This window comes from Endozoicomonas numazuensis (assembly GCF_000722635.1).
GTDB classification, from domain to species: domain Bacteria; phylum Pseudomonadota; class Gammaproteobacteria; order Pseudomonadales; family Endozoicomonadaceae; genus Endozoicomonas_A; species Endozoicomonas_A numazuensis.
On record NZ_JOKH01000010.1, the window covers coordinates 106,923 to 125,920 of the forward strand.

The 18,998-nt window shown below is 49.7% G+C and carries 15 protein-coding genes; 11 read left to right on the plus strand and 4 right to left on the minus strand.

The features are described 5' to 3' along the window. The coding region (locus tag GZ78_RS29700; RefSeq protein ID WP_161787492.1) for a hypothetical protein at positions 1–357 on the minus strand (357 nt) is incomplete at its 3' end. 144 nt (positions 358–501) lie between these two features. On the opposite strand from GZ78_RS29700, the gene GZ78_RS29705 reads away from it, so the two are divergent. Further along, the gene (locus GZ78_RS29705; protein WP_161787493.1) at positions 502–1,101 is read left to right on the plus strand and encodes a hypothetical protein; all 600 of its coding nucleotides are present in this window, start codon (positions 502–504) and stop codon (positions 1,099–1,101) included. Next, a complete protein-coding gene (locus GZ78_RS25495) occupies positions 1,094–1,363 on the plus strand; it encodes a CPCC family cysteine-rich protein (protein ID WP_201772805.1) in 270 nt (89 codons plus the stop codon). The genes GZ78_RS29705 and GZ78_RS25495 overlap by 8 nt, the downstream gene beginning before the upstream one ends. Positions 1,364–1,409: 46 nt before the next feature. Here the strand turns inward: GZ78_RS25495 and GZ78_RS27920 are convergent, their stop codons facing one another. Both GZ78_RS27920 and ppsR read right to left on the minus strand, forming a co-directional pair. After that, positions 1,410–1,865: an IS66 family transposase gene (locus GZ78_RS27920; RefSeq protein WP_051786551.1), complete on the minus strand. Its 456-nt coding sequence runs from the start codon at positions 1,863–1,865 to the stop codon at positions 1,410–1,412. Positions 1,866–2,097: 232 nt separating this feature from the next. Continuing rightward, complete coding sequence (gene ppsR, locus GZ78_RS25505) at positions 2,098–2,919, minus strand: posphoenolpyruvate synthetase regulatory kinase/phosphorylase PpsR (protein ID WP_034842728.1); 822 nt, start codon at positions 2,917–2,919, stop codon at positions 2,098–2,100. A gap of 246 nt (positions 2,920–3,165) precedes the next feature. Here ppsR and ppsA point away from each other — a divergent pair, with 246 nt between their 5' ends. The 4 genes from ppsA (at position 3,166) to GZ78_RS25525 (ending at position 8,297) form a co-directional block, all read left to right on the plus strand. Continuing rightward, positions 3,166–5,529, plus strand: a complete 2,364-nt coding sequence (ppsA, locus tag GZ78_RS25510) for a phosphoenolpyruvate synthase (protein ID WP_034842730.1) — start codon at positions 3,166–3,168, stop codon at positions 5,527–5,529. 158 nt (positions 5,530–5,687) lie between these two features. Further along, complete coding sequence (rraA, locus tag GZ78_RS25515) at positions 5,688–6,170, plus strand: ribonuclease E activity regulator RraA (RefSeq protein ID WP_034842907.1); 483 nt, start codon at positions 5,688–5,690, stop codon at positions 6,168–6,170. 110 nt (positions 6,171–6,280) lie between these two features. Continuing rightward, complete coding sequence (locus GZ78_RS25520) at positions 6,281–6,829, plus strand: heme NO-binding domain-containing protein (RefSeq protein ID WP_034842731.1); 549 nt, start codon at positions 6,281–6,283, stop codon at positions 6,827–6,829. Positions 6,830–6,839: 10 nt separating this feature from the next. Further along, a complete protein-coding gene (locus GZ78_RS25525) occupies positions 6,840–8,297 on the plus strand; it encodes an ATP-binding response regulator (RefSeq protein WP_051786552.1) in 1,458 nt (485 codons plus the stop codon). On the opposite strand, the gene GZ78_RS25530 is transcribed toward GZ78_RS25525, so the two are convergent. Next, positions 8,291–9,292 (minus strand): threonine ammonia-lyase, encoded by a 1,002-nt coding sequence (locus GZ78_RS25530; RefSeq protein WP_034842734.1) that lies wholly within the window; start codon positions 9,290–9,292, stop codon positions 8,291–8,293. The genes GZ78_RS25525 and GZ78_RS25530 overlap by 7 nt on opposite strands. A 633-nt stretch (positions 9,293–9,925) precedes the next feature. Here GZ78_RS25530 and GZ78_RS25535 point away from each other — a divergent pair. The 5 genes from GZ78_RS25535 to ltrA all read left to right on the plus strand — a co-directional run. Continuing rightward, on the plus strand, positions 9,926–13,318 hold the full coding sequence (locus GZ78_RS25535) for a filamentous hemagglutinin N-terminal domain-containing protein (RefSeq protein ID WP_161787494.1): 3,393 nt from the start codon (positions 9,926–9,928) through the stop codon (positions 13,316–13,318). 21 nt (positions 13,319–13,339) lie between these two features. Next, complete coding sequence (locus GZ78_RS25540; RefSeq protein WP_034842737.1) at positions 13,340–15,760, plus strand: DUF637 domain-containing protein; 2,421 nt, start codon at positions 13,340–13,342, stop codon at positions 15,758–15,760. Positions 15,761–15,934: 174 nt separating this feature from the next. Beyond that, the gene (locus GZ78_RS25545; RefSeq protein WP_034842738.1) at positions 15,935–16,381 is read left to right on the plus strand and encodes a hypothetical protein; all 447 of its coding nucleotides are present in this window, start codon (positions 15,935–15,937) and stop codon (positions 16,379–16,381) included. Then, positions 16,381–17,298, plus strand: coding sequence for a hypothetical protein (locus GZ78_RS25550; protein WP_034842740.1), 918 nt, complete (start codon positions 16,381–16,383; stop codon positions 17,296–17,298). The genes GZ78_RS25545 and GZ78_RS25550 overlap by 1 nt, the downstream gene beginning before the upstream one ends. Before the next feature lie 849 nt (positions 17,299–18,147). Then, a partial coding sequence (ltrA, locus tag GZ78_RS25555; protein WP_152558964.1) for a group II intron reverse transcriptase/maturase occupies positions 18,148–18,998 on the plus strand: 851 nt, incomplete at its 3' end.

Consider the following 18,998-nt stretch of genomic DNA (forward strand, 5'->3'; position numbering starts at 1 on the left):
CTCGATCAGCGTTGCAAAGAGGTCATAAGGGTCAACAATCAGCAGATTAACACCTGTAACGACGAATATGACCGAAATCATGCTCCTGGAATCAATGAATGCAACCAGCAAAATAAAAAGACAGCCGAAATAAACCGGATTGTAAGCCACAGAAATAAAGTCAAGGCAGAACGAAAAAACCTGATGTTTGACTGGTGGCAGCGTTGCAGTGGCTGGAATTACCCATGCCCCAATGGTCGGGCTCGAATCTGCTACCCCTTTGATATCCCCAATCACGGTTGCTGGCAATGGGCCGTCACGGAGCAATTGTGGCTGGATGAACACGGCGGATGGAAGACAGAGTACAATACCTGGCAATCAGAAGTCAGTTATTGGAGCCAAGTCTGTGACCAACGACGTAATGCACTGAGTACCTGGAAATCCCGATGTCTGGGCTTGGAATCGTCAGCCTCAAAACAAAATGCCCAATGTCGTGACGAGAAAAGTGTCTCGCAGGCATTATTGAAAGACTGCCAGAGTCGATTAAGTGATCTTTCAAAACAGAAGACAGAGCTGAATGAAGAAAAAGCAGACCTGAATAAAGACTATGAAACTTATCTTCAAGAAAAAAGCGATCTCAGAGCGCGCATAGTAACAATGCATGAAGAGCTGGAAAGCATCCAGCCGGTAGCCGGTCACTGTCGTGCCGATAACTGTCTGAAGCTGGGTTTTCCACAGGCGGCGTTGGATGATTTTACCAATATTGCCGGTGAAGTCTATTTGGCTATGGCGGGGCCAGGAAAGTTAAAAACTGCTTTAAAGTGGACTGCATATAAATTTAATCCTAGTAAACTTGAAAAGCATTTCAATAAGCATCAGCATAAGTGGAAAAACGGAGAAATAACTTCACTCTCAGAATATCAGGCCAAAGCAGAAAAGTTGTTAAATTCAAATATTGGGGGCGATGTAAAAGGATTCACAAACAAAGACGGCTGGTTGTTTAAATATAATTCTCGTACCAATGAGTTTTCAGTTGCTAAACCTGACGGCACAATAGAGACTCTATTTAAGCCTGATCGAGGCATCAATTATTGGTATGATCAGGTTAAGAAATATGAATAGTAAAAGATATCAATGCTCATGCTGCAACTACCTTACTCTAAGCAGTAATTCTGATTCATCTTTTGATATTTGCCCAGTTTGTTATTGGGAAAATGATTGCATTCAAAATGAAAATCCTGATTATGAAGGTGGAGCCAATGATATTAGCTTAAATCAAGCTAAAGAAAATTATAAGAAATATGGTGCAAGTGATAAGCGTTTCTTAACGTATGTTAGACCGCCATCAGAAGAAGAAATTTCTATCATTAGTGCACAGAAATGACCCACAGATTTTACTGACGAGGCGATTTTAAAAAGATTGTAACTGCTCAGAATTCGTAGGCAGGAGTGCTCATAAGCTGAGCAGATTTTTCCCGCACCATGTCTGATAGCCGAGCAATCATTCCTTCCCCGGATATTCGATCCTTCAGATATCTGGAGAATGACACGCCATGCAACCTGCACGTCTTTTTCAGGCTTGCAAATGTATCCCGGCACTTTCGACCGAGAATGCTTCGAGTACCACCGCTGATCTTTCGCCGTTTTACATATTCTCTAATCTGCCGCTCACTCAGGTTGTTATGAAGAGGTAGCCACGGGTGCTCCAATATCAGCAACAACTTAAGTCTTCTCAGGTGCCGTACTTCCTCATGCAGAGATGAGTTCTCTGCGGTTAGTTTGCGAATCAGGGCATCTTGCTTCTCAACCTTGTTGAGTAGGTTGTTAACAAGGGATTTGAGTTCGCTGACTTCAGTTTCCAGAGCTGAGGTTTTGGATGGCTTCATAAGGTATGATTATGCCCGGTTCGAACAATCAAAGCATTGATCTCAATGAGTTGACTCGCCTACGAATTTTGAGCAGTTACGATTTGGGCAAGAGTGTCAGGGGTAGTCAAATGCCCGGAAAAACTGAGAGAAGAAAAGGCAGCTCTGTCTGTTTAGATCCCAGAGTTGGTATAGAGACCATTCAAACAGAGCTGAACAGAATTCATCCGATACAACGGCTTGCTCCGCCCATTTACTTCAGTCGTCGTTTCAGATGGGCAAGGTCCATGATTCGGGTCGATATTTCTTCTACCGAGTAATCAGTGCTGTTGATGTATGGGATGTGTTCTTTACGGTAGATTTGCTCAATAGTATGCACTTCAAGCTGGCATTGCTGACTGGATGAATAGCGTGAGTGAGGGCGTCTTTCATGGCGAATGCCAGCCAGCCGACCAGGATGAATAGTTAACCCAAACAGTTTTTCTCTGTGGGGCTGCAAAGGCTTGGGCAGCTTCAGAGGTTCATCAAGGTCTTCTTCGGTAATAGGGTAGTTAGCGGCGAAGATGCCAAATTGCAGGCCCAGATAGATGCATGATGGGGTTTTACCACTTCTGGAGGCGCCCAATAGAATAATGTCAGCCTTGTCATAATTTCTTGTTCTTGCACCATCATCATTATCCAATGCGAATTGAACGGCCTCTATACGTCGATGGTAGCTATGGCTATGAGTGGTGGAGCGCTTTTTACCCGTTCTATATAAGGGATGTTGTCCAAACTCATGTTCAAGGCCCGGCAGGAAAGTCTGGAAGAGGTCTATTATGAAAGCGCCGCTGGTATGGAGCATTTGACTGACTTCTTCGTTCAGTACTGTCATGAAGACGACAGGTCTTATTTGTTCAACTTTGTGAATGTTGTGAATCTTCTCTATCAAGTGAATCGTTTTTACAGTGGAATCGATATAAGGAAAGGTAACATGTTGAAACTCATAGCCTTCGAACTGCGCGAGCAAGCTTTGCCCAAAAGATTCTGCAGTGATTCCTGTACCGTCTGAGACGAAAAATACCGTTCTTTGCACTTTTTTTCCTTCGAGGTATTTCAATTTCTAACAAAATCTAACATAGTGTGCCTACCGAAACACGGAAGCGATAGATCGGATTGGCTCCGGTATATCAGATGGCTGTCACTATTACAAAAAAAGCCAAGAGCTTGGAGCCTGCCGGACTTAAGATTTCGACAATCTCCTGTGACAGTCACAAGCATACAAGCGCACCTGACAAACTAAAACAGCCATAAGCAGATAGAAAGAGCGGGGAATGCTGCTTTGAATAATTTTGTAGTTGGCCTGGAAACTCTGGGCATGGGCGACGTCGAAAAAGTCGGCGGAAAGAACGCTTCTCTGGGAGAAATGATCAGTGGCTTGAGCAAAGCGGGGGTAAAAGTACCCGGAGGCTTTGCAACAACTGCAGAGGCTTATCGGGATTTTCTTGATGCCAATGGGCTGTATCAAAGAATTCATGTACTGCTCGATGATCTGGATATTAATGACATCAGGGCGCTGACAACGGCGGGTGCTAAAATTCGTCGCTGGATTATGGAAGAGCCTTTCAGACCTGAACTGGAAGCGTCCATTGTCAAGGCATACCAGTTGCTTTCCGATGGTGGCGATGACCTGCCCGTGGCCGTTCGTTCTTCAGCAACAGCCGAAGACCTTCCCGATGCTTCTTTTGCTGGTCAGCAAGAAACCTTCCTGAATATTCGTGGCGCAGAAAATGTGCTGATTGCTGTTCGTGAAGTGTTTGCATCTCTGTTTAATGATCGTGCCATTGCATACCGTGTCCACCAAGGCTTTGATCACAGGGGGGTGGCTCTGTCTGCTGGTATTCAGAGAATGGTACGCAGTGAGACAGGTTCTTCCGGTGTTCTGTTCTCTCTGGATACTGAATCCGGTTTTGATCAGGCGGTCTTCATTACTTCTTCTTACGGCTTGGGTGAAACAGTCGTTCAGGGTGCCGTCAATCCAGATGAGTTTTACGTCTACAAGCCTGCGGTCACAGCAGGACGTCCGGGTATTCTGAGACGTACTCTGGGCAGCAAGGCGATCAAGATGGTATACGGTCGCACGGGTTCTACAGGTCGTTCAGTAGAAACCGTTGATGTGGATCTGGATGCCAGAGGGCAGTTCTCTATCAATGATGAGGATGTCACCGAACTATGCCGTCAGGCCATGGCCATTGAGGCACACTACGGCTGCCCAATGGATGTTGAGTGGGCAAAAGACGGTGATGATCAGCAGCTTTATATTGTTCAGGCACGTCCAGAAACGGTGCAAAGCCAGAGCAGTGGCAGAAAGCTGGAAAGCTACCTCCTGAAAGAAGCAGGTGAGCTGCTGGTGGAAGGGCGAAGCATTGGTCAAAAAATTGGTCAGGGTAAAGTTCGACTGGTTGAAGACCTTGATGAGATGGATCGGGTTCAGGAAGGGGATGTTCTGGTCACCGATATGACCGACCCTGATTGGGAGCCGGTGATGAAACGGGCTTCTGCCATTGTGACCAACCGGGGTGGCAGAACCTGTCATGCGGCAATCATTGCCCGTGAGCTTGGTATTCCGGCGGTAGTGGGTTGTGGCGATGCAACTCGCAGATTGAAAGAGGGCACAGAAGTCACTGTTTCTTGTGCCGAGGGTGATACCGGGTTTATCTATGCAGGCTTGCTGAACTTTGAGCACAAAGTGCGTGACCTGGATGTCATGCCTGAGCTGCCATTTAAGTTGATGATGAACGTGGGTAACCCTGATCGTGCTTTCAGTTTCTCCAGACTGCCTAATAAAGGGGTGGGCCTGGCAAGACTTGAGTTTATCATCAACAAGATGATTGGCGTCCACCCAAAAGCGCTGCTTAATTTTGACAAGCTACCCCCTGACGTGCAGCGTCAGGTCGGTGAGCGCATGTCGGGTTACAGCAGTCCTGTCGACTTTTATGTTGATAAGCTGGTGGAGGGGGTGTCTACGATTGCGGCTGCATTTGCACCGGAAAAAGTGATTGTTCGACTGTCTGACTTTAAGTCAAATGAGTACTTCAACCTGGTAGGGGGAAGTCTCTACGAGCCTCATGAAGAGAATCCCATGTTGGGTTTCAGGGGTGCTTCCCGCTATATCTCTGAAGACTTTCAGGATTGTTTTGAGTTGGAATGCCGGGCTATGAAGCGGGTCCGTGATGAAATGGGGCTGACCAATGTTGAGTTAATGGTGCCTTTTGTCAGAACGCCTGATGAAGCGGCCCAGGTCATCTCTATCATGGAGAAGTTTGGTCTGAAACGTGGTGAGAATGGTCTGCGAGTCATTATGATGTGCGAACTGCCTTCCAATGCATTGATGGCGGAAGACTTCCTTCAGTATTTTGATGGCTTCTCAATCGGTTCCAATGACATGACTCAGCTGACTCTGGGTCTGGATCGCGACTCTGGTTTGATTGCTCATCTCTTTGATGAGCGTAATCCAGCGATCAAGCAGTTGTTGTCCATGGCCATCCAGGCCTGCAGAAAGCAGGGCAAGTATGTCGGTATTTGCGGTCAGGGACCGAGTGATCATCCCGACTTTGCCAAATGGCTGATGGAAGAAGGTGTAGAGACCGTATCTCTGAATCCGGATTCTGTTCTGGAAACCTGGTTGTATCTCGCCGACAATTGATCGTATCAGAGCCCGCAATGTGGGCTCTATCATTTCTCTTTATATTCACTATTCACTTCCCTTGTCTTCTTCAGCGCCTTGATTCCTGTAGACTTTTTCTCACTCTCAATACGATGTGGTTACAAATTCCACAGCCAAAATAAATGAGGAGAAAAAGAATGACTCAGTTTACGACCCCCGATCTTTGTGATGAGTTTCCGGAGCAGGTCTCTGTTGTTGAGCCAGGCTTTCGGAGTTTTGGTGGTTTGGATGCCTTTTATGGTCAGGTCGTGACCTTAAAATGTTTTGAAGATAACTCTTTGGTTCGTGAGTGGGTAGGTCAGCCGGGGGAAGGAAAGGTGCTGGTCGTTGATGGTGGTGGCTCAATGCGCAGAGCTATGCTGGGCGACATGTTGGCCGAAAGCGCTGTCGAAAATGGTTGGGCGGGTATCATAATCTATGGCTGTATCAGGGATGTCGACATTATTGCCAGGTTGTCGCTGGGTGTTCAGGCATTAGGCAGTCACCCTATGAAGACAGAGAAAAAAGGGGTGGGTGAGAGTAATGTTCCAGTCACTTTTTATGGTGTTGATTTTGTCCCTGAGGGCTATGTTTATGCCGATAATAATGGGATTCTGTTCTCTCAGGAGCGCCTGATCTGAAGCTCGGCAGTAAATAATATTCTTATGCCTTTTCTCAGCGGATATTCCTGTTCAAAAAAACGTTAGGATGGCCGTTACCAAGGTGAAGGGAATCAACCAAGGTAGGGGTTATGAAAGGGATTATCTTTACTGAATTTATGGAAATGGTCGAAGACCGTTTTTCTGAAGAGGTAGTGGAAGAGATTATCGAGCTGGCCGACTTGCCATCAGGTGGTGCCTATACATCCCTTGGAACTTACTCCCATGCTGAGGTTTTAAATCTTGTTACGTGCTTGAGCCAGGTGAGTGGTGCGAAAGTTGAGGATCTGGTTCAGGCCTTTGGGGAATATTTGTTTGGTCGGTTTGCAGATGTTCATGCCGATTTTTTTGACAATGTATCAGGTTCACTGGACTTCATGATGAAGGTAGAGGATTACATTCATATTGAGGTGCAGAAGCTTTATCCCGAAGCAACTCCTCCCAAGTTGAGCTGTAACCGAATCGCAGACAATGAAATGATTCTTCATTATGCCTCACACAGGCCTTTTGCACCCTTGGCAAAAGGGTTGATTCAGGGGTGTGCCGGTTGGTTTAAAGAAACGATAGAAGTTTCTATGGATGCATTACCTGGTACTGGGCCGGGAACAGAAGCCCGCTTTCACCTGGTGAAAGTAGCCTGAGGTCACTGGTATGGATGCCGAAGCCTGGAAAAAACGTTATCAGCGGGAAAAGAAAGCTCGAAAAGTGGCTGAGCAGATCGCAGAAGATAAGACTCGTGAAATTTTTTTCCGTAACCAGGAGTTGACGGTTCTGGCTGAAAGCCTGGAAGAACAGGTTAAAGCACGTACTTCAGAACTGGAGCAGAAGCACCTTACTCTGAAAACCAACAGGGATGAACTCAGAAAAAAGCAGGCCATGTTGAAGGAGGTCAACAAGGCGCTGGAAGAAAAGGCAGTTGAACTGGAGAAAGTCAGCCAGTATAAATCAGAATTTCTTGCCAATATTTCCCATGAGTTGCGTACCCCACTCAATAGTTTGATGATTCTCGCAACACTTCTGTTGGAAAACTCCGAGGGTCATTTTACTGAGGATGATCTTCATTCAATTAGCATAATTTATAACAATGCCAATGAGTTACTGGAGATTATTGAAGATATTCTTGATATGTCCAAAGCAGAGGCTGGCGAACTCAGTGTTCACAGTGAAGACTTCAGACTCTCTGATATCTGGTTAAGCCTGAAAGATCAGTTTCATCCTCTGGCGAGGGAAAAGAATCTTAACTTCAGTATTGAGTGTGCTGATGACCTTCCTGGATGGGTGCATATTGATCGAAAGCGGCTTAAACAGGTTTTAAAAAACCTCATTTCCAATGCTTTCAAGTTCACTCCTGAGAAGGGGGTTGTGAAACTCAGAATTAGTAAGTCAGTTCATACCATGGAAGATCAATCGACTTCTGAAGGTTTGGAGTTCAAGGTCGTGGATACCGGTATCGGTATCCCTTTTGAGAAACAGGAAACGATATTTCAGATGTTCAAACAGGCAGATGGCAGTACCAGTCGGCAATACGGGGGGACGGGTCTGGGGCTTGCTATTTCACGCAACCTTGCCCAGTTAATGGGGGGTGACTTGTTTCTGAATAGTGAGGTTGATAAGGGATCAACATTTACACTGCAATTACCACCAGAAACCTTGATGACCGATGAGCCAGCGAGCCATCTGGATCACGAGGAAAATGAATTCTTCCTGGATGGAGGCGCGGAAACTGAGAAGTCGTTTAATAATGAAACGGTTCTGCTGGTGGATGATGACTTGCGAAACAGTTTTGCTCTTTCCTGTCTGTTGCAAAAGCAGGGGCTGAATGTGGTGTTGGCGGAAAATGGTAGCCAGGCATTAGAGATGTTAAATGACGACCTGGATGTGGATCTTGTGTTGATGGATCTAATGATGCCGACCATGGATGGTTATGAAGCATTAGGACAAATTCGTGGCCGAGTGAATTTAAGAATGCTGCCGGTCGTGATGTTGACAGCCAGTGCCGCTCCGGAAGATGAGAAAAAATGCAGAGCCGCAGGGGCAGATGATTATCTCTCTAAACCGGTTGAAACCAGCTTGTTGCTTGATCACCTGCAGCGCTGGCTGGCTCATTGATTAACAATGTGTGCATAGTTTTCGATATCTATATTTCCTCCAGACGCAATGATAACCGTTGTTTTCCCTCTGAATCTTTCTGGATGCTGTAAAAGGGCTGCAAGGCCTATGGCTCCACTGGGTTCCAGAATCAATTTCAAACTATGAGCTGCAAACCTGATGCTTCTGTTAATAAAGGCTTCGTCGACAGTCAGTCCGCTGACTTCTGAATGTTTGATGATGGCAAAATTGGCATGACCGGGGCTTAAAGCCTGGAGGGCGTCGCAGGAACTGGAGTGTTTTCCGTTTGCTCTGGCACTATGCCCTTCCTGAATTGACAGGTTCATACCGTTATATCCTTTCGGCTCAATAGCCAGAACCTGAGTGTTTGGGGAATAGTCCGTGTTAAAGACCATGCTGGAACCAGCAACCAGGCTGCCACCGCCGGTTGGGCAAAGCAGGAAGTGACAGGTTTCTCCCAGCTGTTCAAGTTGTTCGGAAATTTCAACGGCAACAGCGGATTGCCCCTGGATCAGAGTGTTATCGTCAAATGGGTGAAGCAGTGAGTAACCGTGTTGTTGGGAGAGTTGGGCCGCCTGTGCAGCTGCAGCTTCTTCTCTGGAAGGCTCGGATTCATAGCAGAGTCTGACTTCTGCACCATGAGCTCGGGCATTCTCTATCTTGTTACTGGGGGCGTCAGCTGGCATAACCAGGTGGACATCAATACCAAGGATTTCTCCTGCAGTGGCCAACCCTCGAGCAAAATTGCCTGAGGAATAAGCAATAACGCCCCGTGACTTTTCCTGTTCGGATAGCTGCAGCAGTCGATAGATAGCGCCTCTGAATTTAAAGGCGCCGGTTTTCTGCAGGGATTCTGCTTTCACAAACACATTGCCTTGTACTATGGCTCCCAGCTCTTCGCAGGGAATCAGGGGGGTGACTCGTGTGTAAGCCTGTTGACTTTGATAAATGTCCTTAAGCGTTTTCAGGTCAGGGATAGTTTGAAGGGTCGACATGGGGGTTCCGTATTGTACAGCTCAGTACAGGATAGACACTTCAGGGTAGGCTGTAGTTCCTTGTCTGCAGATTATCGAGATAGCAGTCTCTATACCCATTGGATTTCAAGATGCTACTAGGCGACAAGTGAGCGAAGCCCTGTGAGACTACAAATAGTAGGTGAAAGTAGTAGGTGAAAGTAGTAGGTGAAAGTAGTAGGTGAAAGTAGTAGGTGAAAGTAGTAGGTGAAAGTAGTAGGTGAAAGTAGTAGGTGAAAGTAGTAGGTGAAAGTAGTAGGTGAAAGTAGTAGGTGATCAGGGTGAGCGAACGCTGGCAACAACGTAGCATCTTGAAAGGCGATGGGTATATGTTTATCAGTCAGATTAAAACCAGTTATCACTTCCATTGGACACTCGCTAATGCGCTGTCTTTACTGTGATCTCCAAACATGCACAGACTCCTCTATAAACAACCCCGCTAGAACAATTAAACGGAACGCTGTTGCATTAATACTGTAATCGGGTCCGATTAGCTTGGGATCCACTCACACAATAAGAGAGATAAACGCGTTGCGCATCCCCTCATCTATGGTTGGCTTGCTTGCCTGCCTCTGCATCTTGGTTTTTCCATCACAACATCAAGGGGCAGATCGCATGGAGCAGATTCTCCAGCAATTTGAACGCGAGTTTCTACAGGACTATGACACCCCCCAGGACTTGGCCAGCTGGCAGGAGCGGCTGCGGTTTCTTGAAGAGGAACTGATCCCACTGTCACCGAAGCTGGAGGATGACTGGGTAGTAGAAGATTTTGTCAGTGAATGCCGGGAATCAATCAGAGAACTGCAGTTAAAGCTGCAGGCATCATCACAAGCCTCAACAGCCGATCCTCACTTTGAAGAGTCAGGTCATACCGGCGAATACGAGTTTGATTGTCAGTACAACGATGAACTCCACACTCTTCCAGGTGGGGTTATGGCTTTGGATCTGCATCCCGGTGATGCCAATGGCGTTAGCCATCACTGCCTATCCGTTGATTCCATCAGCAAAGCGGGCCTGATACTCAATAACCAGGTGAATACAAGATCTGATGTGCCCGGGCTCCCGACTAACGAGGTTCTCGGTCGGCACCCAACCAAAACCGTTGTGCTACACATGAATGCCCGGGGCTTGTTGAAATGGGAGGGACTCATTGAGGTGGCCGGGCAGGCTGCCCGGGTTGTTCTGATAACAAAAGGCTCATTGGTTTGCGATGGCTGCGGCACGGTTAATGCCGAGGCACTTGATATTCAGGTCAAAGGTGAGATGCATATTCTGGGAGAAGGCACTCTTCTAGATAAAAGCCTGAAACAACAAAGTCTCCGCGCGGAGACACTTCATCTCACCTCGCCATGGGTGTCCCCAGAGTTGAGATTAACACTCACAGGGGCGGGCTCGGTACTAACCGGCACCGGTAGCCTGGGTGCAGACAGTTTGATACTGAATGCGCCCAACGGCTGGATAGACTGGCACCAACCGATCCAGACTCACCAGGGTGACCTGCTTATCAAAACGCAGGGCAACCTGAGTCTCTCCCGGTTGCATGCTGCGAAAGGGTTGAGTTTGCACAGTGGAGGGACGGCAACACTGAGCCAGGCTTATGCAGGGGGCAAGCTCAGCATAACTGCTCTAGAGGGCATAGAACTCAAGGGACCTATTACCAGTGTCGGGCCTCTGGCCATGGATGCTCCCAGCGTTACTCAAGAAGGTGAGGTGCATGCCTTTCACGAACCCTGTCCGCTGGATCTGACTACCGAATCTTGGACACACAGAGGCCAGTTTTATCTGACCGGGACACCTTGGCTAGATGTTGATTGGCTCAATAACCAAGGTGGTCTCATCGACTGCCAGGGCAACATTACGCTAAGCCTGTCTGACTGGGACAACCAGAATGGAACACTGGGGGGTCAATGGCTGTACCTTTCCGTCCTGAAAAATCTCAATAGTAACAATGGACGAATAGAAGCCAGTCAGGGGCTGTCACTAATGGTTAAAGACCAGCTTTCACTTCAAAATGGTTTTCTTCTGGCCAACAGTTCACGACCGGTTCGAATGACAGCCAAGGGCAGACTCGATAACCGGCAAGCCGTGATCTCTGTCCAGGCGCCAGAGCTGCTCATTACAACATCGAATTTTGATAATACCGATGGGTTGGTTGAGCACCAAGGCGATTTAGTCCTGGTGGATACTACGCACTTTAAAAACAACAAGGGAAGACTGAACACACCGGGCACATTAAGGCTTCGGCTGCAGGATCTAATCCTTGGAAAGCACGATAACGTGATAGGAGAAAAACAGCTATCGCTCGTGGCGAAACACTGGATACGAGTGGTCAGTCCGTTCAATACACCGGGTGACCTCACGATGGAGGCAGCGAGTCTGAACGTTGCTCAATCCGCCGGTATCCATTCACAGGGAGCGACGTCCCTTGCTATTACAGAACACATTGAAAATAGAGGTTCGATTGAAAGTCATGATGATCTGACAATCGAAGCGCAAGAAGTAGTCAATCATCATCACATCAATAGCGACCGAGAGCTTTCCATTCATGCGCGACTGACCACAAATTCTCCTGGGGCAATGATCGCTTCAACTGGTAATCAGTGGCTTGCGACCCGGCTCGACAATACAGAAGCCACGGTATTCAGCGGTAGGGAGTTAGACGTTACCGATGTTGGAAGCAAAGGAAGAGGCCAGACTTGGCTGGACAACCAATCCGGTCGTATCGAAGCATTGGGGTCCGCCAGAATTGAGGTTGGCCTGATTCGAAATACCCAAGGTGAAGTCGTTTTTGACAGGTCATTGGTGACCGACACTTTGCACGGCCAATGTGACGACTGCAAAGGCCGCCACCGGGCTGGCTTCTTTACTCACCGCAAAGTGTGGCAGCGTACTCAGAAGTCACCGGGTACCATGCCTCAAATACTGTCAGGCAATAAACTCTCATTGAAGAGTCAAAGGTTGAAGTCAGAGGGCGGTTTGATCAGTGCCGGTACCGACTTATCCATTCGTTCTGATGATATTTCCCTGGACAGTAGCCATGCCTTACAGACAGTTCATGAAAAGCATTACCGTGGGAGTCGCTTAAGAAAGGGGGACTTTCAGCGGCTGTTCTATTGGGTTAACTACTACGGCACATTTGCTTCAATGACAGTGCCCAGCTACTTCTGGCCCTTGGATGCGGGCGGATCTTTCCAGTCTTCGATATCAACTCCTGACCGTCTATCACTTGCCGGTGAGAAGATTTTTGAGCAGGGCGCTCCACTACTGGCCACCACACTACAGGGTGGGCAATCCGTCGTTCTTAATGGCAGAACACTGGCAGCTGGGCTGTCACATCGTCCGGTGAAGCCGGAACGAGCCGGCTTAAGAGACTCACCTCAGTTCAACACTTTCCCTGTCCAAGCATTTGGTGGAGCTGCACAATATGGCTCTGGCCGACAGGCATGGACGCCGGCAGACCTTCCGGGATTACACCATTTTTTAAGCCCTGCACAGGACGGTCAACCCTGGCGTTTTGTCAGCATCACCCCAATGGCCCATGTCAGAGCCAACAGCCTGGTCCCTCTGAGTCTGCCATGGAACCCTTACCGGCGCCTGGCAGATGATGCCGGCGACCGTCTGTTGGTTCGTACCATGATCACCCACGCTACAGGCATGCGTTTTCTGGCACCGGATATTGACAGCGACGACGATCAGGTTCGACGATTGGTCAGTAATGCCCGGGACGAGTCGCAGCGTCTCGGACTAGCCCCGGCCATGCCGTTATCCGCTGAGCAGATCCAATCGCTTGAAAAAGACATTCTCTGGTATCAAACCCTGGAGCTTGACGGAGAAACCCTGCTTGCCCCAGCACTGTATCTCGCCAAAAGACCGGGTGGTGTGAACCTACTGGCCGGTAAAACTATGAACCTGGAACTGAGTTCAGTACAGGTTAGTCCATCCGCCAAGCTGGCTGCAGGCCAAGTGTTGAGCGTTAAATCAGAGCATTTCAAGAGCGAAGGACACTGACAGTCAGGAGACAATCTAGCCGTGACCAGCAGAACCAGCTTGAGTCAAAGTGGAGGGGTAATGATCGCTGGTGGCCAGCTGGGCATCGCCAGCCAATCCATCCACATCGATCACAAACCCTGGCATGAACGGCAGGGCTTAAGCCAGCAGGAAACAGCTACACCCACCTGGCTCACCGGCATTGAAGGCGTGACAATAGCAGGCAATGAGATTCTGCTGGAAGGGACCCAGATTCGAGGTGGCAGACTGGATATACGAGCCGGGCAACTGACAATGCGTCCGGTGGCTGCCTCACGAGAACAATCGCAATCGATCCGGCACGGCCAGAGCAGCGAACGCCATATCTCGCAACTACCCACCATCATAGAAACCAGTGGGCCGGTGGCCATCGAGTCCCTCAGTGCAGTCCTTCAGGCAATAGAAATCAGTGCTCCCGAGATCGATATTCAAGCCATGGAGTTGTCACTCCTGACAGCCTATGAAGAAAGTCATCGAGAATCCCATGTACGCAAGCGCAATACCTGGGGCACCTCCAAGCATTCTCATCAGCAATCCCACACTGTCACGGCTCTACCTGTAGTCCTGAAAAGTACGAATGGCAGTCGATTGACCGGTAAAGCCCGGTTGGTTCTGGAAGGTACCCGGGTACGGGGGCTGGCGATACTGAACAGCGATCAACCGGTGCAATTATTGGTCGCCAGTGACCAGGCCATGGAAGTTTCGGAGGCCAGTCAGAATAGCCTTCTTTGGACGTCCTCTCGGAAAAAAGGCCAGCGCCATACCACAGTGAGTCCGCCCGAGTTTGATCGCCTTGAACTAAGCGGGACTGCTCTGGTGCAGCTTGATCGGCAACTTCTAGGCAGTCGACCAGCATCGCTGAATCAGGCACTCATGACCCTGAGCGAGAATCCACGTTTGGCATGGCTGTCGAAGCTATCAGAACAGAACGACATTCAGTGGCAAGCGGTGGAAGCGGCCCATGAGCGTTGGGATCACAAATCTCAGGGGCTCACGTCACTGGGAGCGGCTCTGATTGCGGTGGCCGTTGGCAGTGTAACCGCAGGTTATGGCAGTGCCATGGCAGGTGGATTTGAAAGTGTCGCCGCCAGCGCGGCAATGGATGCTGGCTTTAGCGCACTGGTTAGTACTGCCTCAATCAGTCTGGTGAACAATCAAGGTGATATTGGACGGACTCTGGAGGATTTGGGCTCTAAAGAGCATCTGGAATCACTGGCTGTTGCCACAGTGACTGCAGTCATTACCCAGGGAGTATTCGATACAGGCTATCGAGCTGATCCGAGTGCACCGATCAATCAGCAACTCAAAGACGCCGTTGTCAGAACGACCACAAAAACGACCGTAAGTACGGTGATTGAAGGTGGTTCGATGATGGATCACTGGCTGGACAGCCTCAGCTATGAGGGACTGGAGCAGGTGATGGCCCAGGGTTACAGCCTGGCCGGGGATTACGCCCTGGAGCAGCAACGCAACGCCCTGGTGCGGGGTGACCGGGTCACTGCCCGGTTCTGGCAGGAAGGGGGTCTGCTGAAAGTGGGTCTGCACGGGGCGGTGGGGGCCCTGGCGGGGCAGGTCATGGCGGGTGAACCCTGGGCCGGAGCCCTGGCGGGAGCGGCCTCGGAAGCCGTCAGCGGGATCAAACCCGACGCCCACCAAAAACTCCAGGAACTGGCGGCGACGATGGTCGGGACGGTGGCAGCGCACCTGGCGGGAGCGGACCCCAACCTGGGGGCACGAGTGGGTCAGGCGGGGCATTGGTATAACCGGGAACTGCACCGGGAGGAGGCTGAGAAACTCCAAAAATTGATGCAAGACTCGGATGAAGAGCAACAGGCCCGCTGGCTGGCGGCGGCCTGTGCCCGGGCGCATTGCGCCCAGAGCATTCCCAAAGATCACCCGGCCTACCCTGCTTTTGCGGCAATGGAGCAGGCCGGGCACACTTACACGGAAGAGCTGGACGCGCTGGACGCCGCTGGCTTTGAAGCCTATACAACTCGGGACCGGATCGAAGACGGGCTGAGTCAGTACGACGAAGGCCTCCAGCGGTTTATCGGACTGACCCGAATGCTATCAGGGGCCGGTATTGTCGCTGGCAGTTGGTTGACTGGAGCCAGTGTCTGCACCGCTACAGTTGGCGTGGGTTGTGGGGCGGGGCTGGCCCTGGCGGCCACTGGCAGCACCCTGGGCCTGGCAGAAGCGCAACAGGGCGCTGAAGAATGGAACCACCCGAACCGGGAAGACCCGGCCCAGCGAGTGGCTGACTCTTTTGATCCCGACACCCATCCAGGGGAACGCAGTTTGGTGAAGGAACGGGGGCGCGCATTGGCCTGGGTGATGGGTGAGAACCTGGCGGCCGGGGTGGTGATGAAGCTGGGGTTGAAACTGGCGAAAGCAACGGAAGTGCCGGAGCCGAAGGCCGGGTAGAGTCAGGCGGACAGCGAACAGACGGAAGGCCCACGCAGAAGGCTGGTTGTCGTTAAGAAGGAAAAGGTAGAAACCCCCACTGGCACTCAGGGGACTGGAGCTTACGGGCATACCACCTTACATGATGATATTCTTGAACAGGCCAGACAGGGGCGTACGACTGAATTACCGGCATTGAGCCCTATTTGGCATCGCAACGATGGGGTGCTGGGAGAGCAGCTGGTGCAGCAACTTTCAAGGGAGCTGGGTCTGGACGTCAAAGTACTGCAAAACAACTCGAAACATGGCGTAGACTTGTACCATTACGATCCGGTGAAGAATGAATACATGGTGATTGAGGTGAAAAGTTCATGGGCAGGAAACTATAGATTGTCCAAGGATCAGCAGAAAGGCCCAAAAGCCTATTTAAGTGCTCAAGCCGACAAAGCAGCAGGAGGCCAAGGCTTCTGGGACCCCAAAAATACGCCGCCGGGGATTAAGGCAGATGGTGAAGAAGTTGTGGACAGGATCAGGGGTATATATGGAGCACCGGCCACTGTCAGAGGCATAAAAATGGAAGTGGCTATTCCCAAAACCAGTGAGTCTGGAATTCCCAGCCTGACACTCAAGGAGTGGCGCTAATGGAACGCTTGGGTGTATATAAACAGTGGAAGCACAAACGCTTGGTCAAAGAGCTCGAAAAACGGATTTTCGTGGAAGGTGCAGAGGACGATCTGCCAAGATACAAATCCAAAATAGAAGGTTATTTGTCAGGAAAGTTAAACCTTTGTGATTTCGATATATACCTCACCGGCTTGTACCACCTTCGCCACGCTGCGCACAAGTCACTAACGGAAGGCAAGCCGGACTTGGATCGTCTGTCGCTGGCCGTGATGTACTGGCTGCGGAGCCAACAGTTTTATCTAGCAGTTCAGGACCGGTATTTTGCGGAACAGCAGAACGACTCCATTGCCTTTCGTAAATCAACGGAAGCATTAGCGATGATATTGTCACTGGGTTGGGTTACACCGTCACTAGAGTTTGGCAAACATATTATTAAAGCAATTAAATCTGGATACTATACCGATTCTGATCCTGACTTTAGAAACCGCGCCAACTGGTTTTATATCAAGCTATTTGCAGACTGGCAGGGTATGGAGACTAAGTTTGAACCGGAAAGATATCCTGCCCCTTTATACGATGAGTTATTGCGACAGTGGCGGGAACCGAATTCTAATCAGTTAAACGATTTATTGTTGGCTGTTTGTGACCAGCATACCCATGAATGTTTTGAGCGTAGTAACAGTATCACCAAGCAAAAAGATTTTGGTCACGATTCTTTCTTTGGATGGCCTGTAGAGGTTCTTATGGTGTTCCGTTTGCGGGAGGATATTGGTCTGGAGAATCCGGAGCTGGATCATCCCCTGATGCAGACCGGGCTTGCTCCATACTTGGTAGAGGTGCCCGTGGTCACAGATGAGCTGCTGGACAGGGTGACAGAGAAAGCCTGTCAGGAATACCCGGAACTCCAATATAAAATACACAACATGCCAGGGTGAGCTATCACGCCACTTAGGATTTGTCCCAAAATAACTTCCTTATTCAAATCTGCTCAAAATCCGTTCGGGCTGAGCTTGTTGAAGCCCAATGCCATAGCCCTTCGACAAGCTCAGGGCGAACGGAATCCGGGTGAAAATCGGGAAGTTATTTACGGACTATTCCTTAGTCAGAGCCTGTAATTCAAATTGTGTAAACGCTTGGGCTCTCCGCCCCTTTTGTTTTTGACTTCATATTGCCTCAACTCATTCTCTCCCAAGGAATACATCGTATCCCATCGTGTCGGGCCCTGGCCTGCAAAAAGGAATGTGAGTCCGCCCGAGTTTGATCGCCTTGAATTAACCGGAGCTGCTCTGGTGCAGCTTGCCTCGTTCCCACGCTCCGCGTGGGAATGCATACGTGTGCCGAGCATGTCACACAGCTTGGGGGTGAAAGTCCCCTGTCCAGCCAGATGAGGGCGAAGGACTAGCGAAGCACAAGGTTTGTATCGTGAGGTGCAGGCTGAAGGCAGTGTGGAGCAAAACCGCGAGCCGACGAACAGAAATCAGATATGAGGCTGTCTGCGTGAGGACGAGTCAGCGTATGATGACGAAGTCCATACTCATCCGGACACTCAGGCAGTAGATCTGGCGGTTGTGCGGCGAAGGCGGTGTGACTTACCTCGGGAGGTCTGTGTGGTGTCTGATATTTCGGACTGAGGCTATCGTAAGGTGGTCTGATCGCCATACAGAAGTCAGCAGACGGCATAGTAGCTGGCGAATGTCAGTGAAGGCCTGAACGGTACAGAGTGGTGAATAGTTTCTGTTATTCGATACACCGGACGCAGACAAATCCAGCAAACACTGGAACTCATGCCAAGTGGTCACGGCGGAACCGGAGGCTGCGACGTTATGAGGGCTGAGGTTGTGTCGGCATCACAGGATTACGAAAGCCCGGCAAGCGATACAGGCTTGATGGCACGTATCGCCCACCCCAATAATCTGAAGAAAGCCTTTCAGCGAGTAAAACGCAACAAAGGAGCGGCAGGCATTGACCGCATGACAGTGGAAGACCTGTTCACGTATTTACAAGGGCATGGTCGTCAACTGAGGCAGTGTTTGAGCAGAGGGTTGTGGAAACCCACTCCAGTAAGAAGAGTTCTGATTCCCAAGCCGGACGGAGGAGAGCGAAAGTTGGGTATACCAACAGCTCTTGATCGAATGGTGCAGCAGGCAATACAACAAGTATTGCAGGCAGAGTGGGAGCCAAGGTTCTCGGCTTACAGCTACGGATTTAGGCCCTATAGGTCTGCACATCAGGCTATCAGTCAGGCTCAGTTGTATATGAAGGATGGTTACAACTGGGTGGTGGATATTGATTTGTCGAAGTTTTTCGACCGGGTCAACCATGATCGACTGATGGCAAAGTTGGCAGAGCATATAGAGGACAAGGATGTATTGCGTTTGATTCGTCGATTCCTGAAGTCCGGAGTGATGGAAAACGGGCTGGTAAAACCGCAAGCGGAGGGTGTGCCACAGGGAGGTCCCCTGTCTCCTGTACTTTCAAACATAGTATTGGACGAACTTGACAGAACGCTCGAAAATCGAGGTCTGCGATTTGTTCGGTACGCTGACGACTGTCGTGTGTTTGTTAAAAGTAAGAAGGCAGGGGAAAGGGTGATGGCCAGTCTGGTCAAGCTGATCGAGGGTAAAATGAAACTGAA

Excerpts from the sequence above, each read along its gene's own strand:
- GZ78_RS25550 (WP_034842740.1), top strand. The coding sequence starts at position 16,381 with ATGGAACGCTTGGGTGTATATAAACAGTGGAAGCACAAACGCTTGGTC.
- GZ78_RS25495 (WP_201772805.1), top strand. The coding sequence starts at position 1,094 with ATGAATAGTAAAAGATATCAATGCTCATGCTGCAACTACCTTACTCTA.
- GZ78_RS25530 (WP_034842734.1), bottom strand. The coding sequence starts at position 9,292 with ATGTCGACCCTTCAAACTATCCCTGACCTGAAAACGCTTAAGGACATT.
- GZ78_RS27920 (WP_051786551.1), bottom strand. The coding sequence starts at position 1,865 with ATGAAGCCATCCAAAACCTCAGCTCTGGAAACTGAAGTCAGCGAACTC.
- GZ78_RS25525 (WP_051786552.1), top strand. The coding sequence starts at position 6,840 with ATGGATGCCGAAGCCTGGAAAAAACGTTATCAGCGGGAAAAGAAAGCT.
- GZ78_RS25520 (WP_034842731.1), top strand. The coding sequence starts at position 6,281 with ATGAAAGGGATTATCTTTACTGAATTTATGGAAATGGTCGAAGACCGT.
- GZ78_RS25535 (WP_161787494.1), top strand. The coding sequence starts at position 9,926 with ATGGAGCAGATTCTCCAGCAATTTGAACGCGAGTTTCTACAGGACTAT.
- rraA (WP_034842907.1), top strand. The coding sequence starts at position 5,688 with ATGACTCAGTTTACGACCCCCGATCTTTGTGATGAGTTTCCGGAGCAG.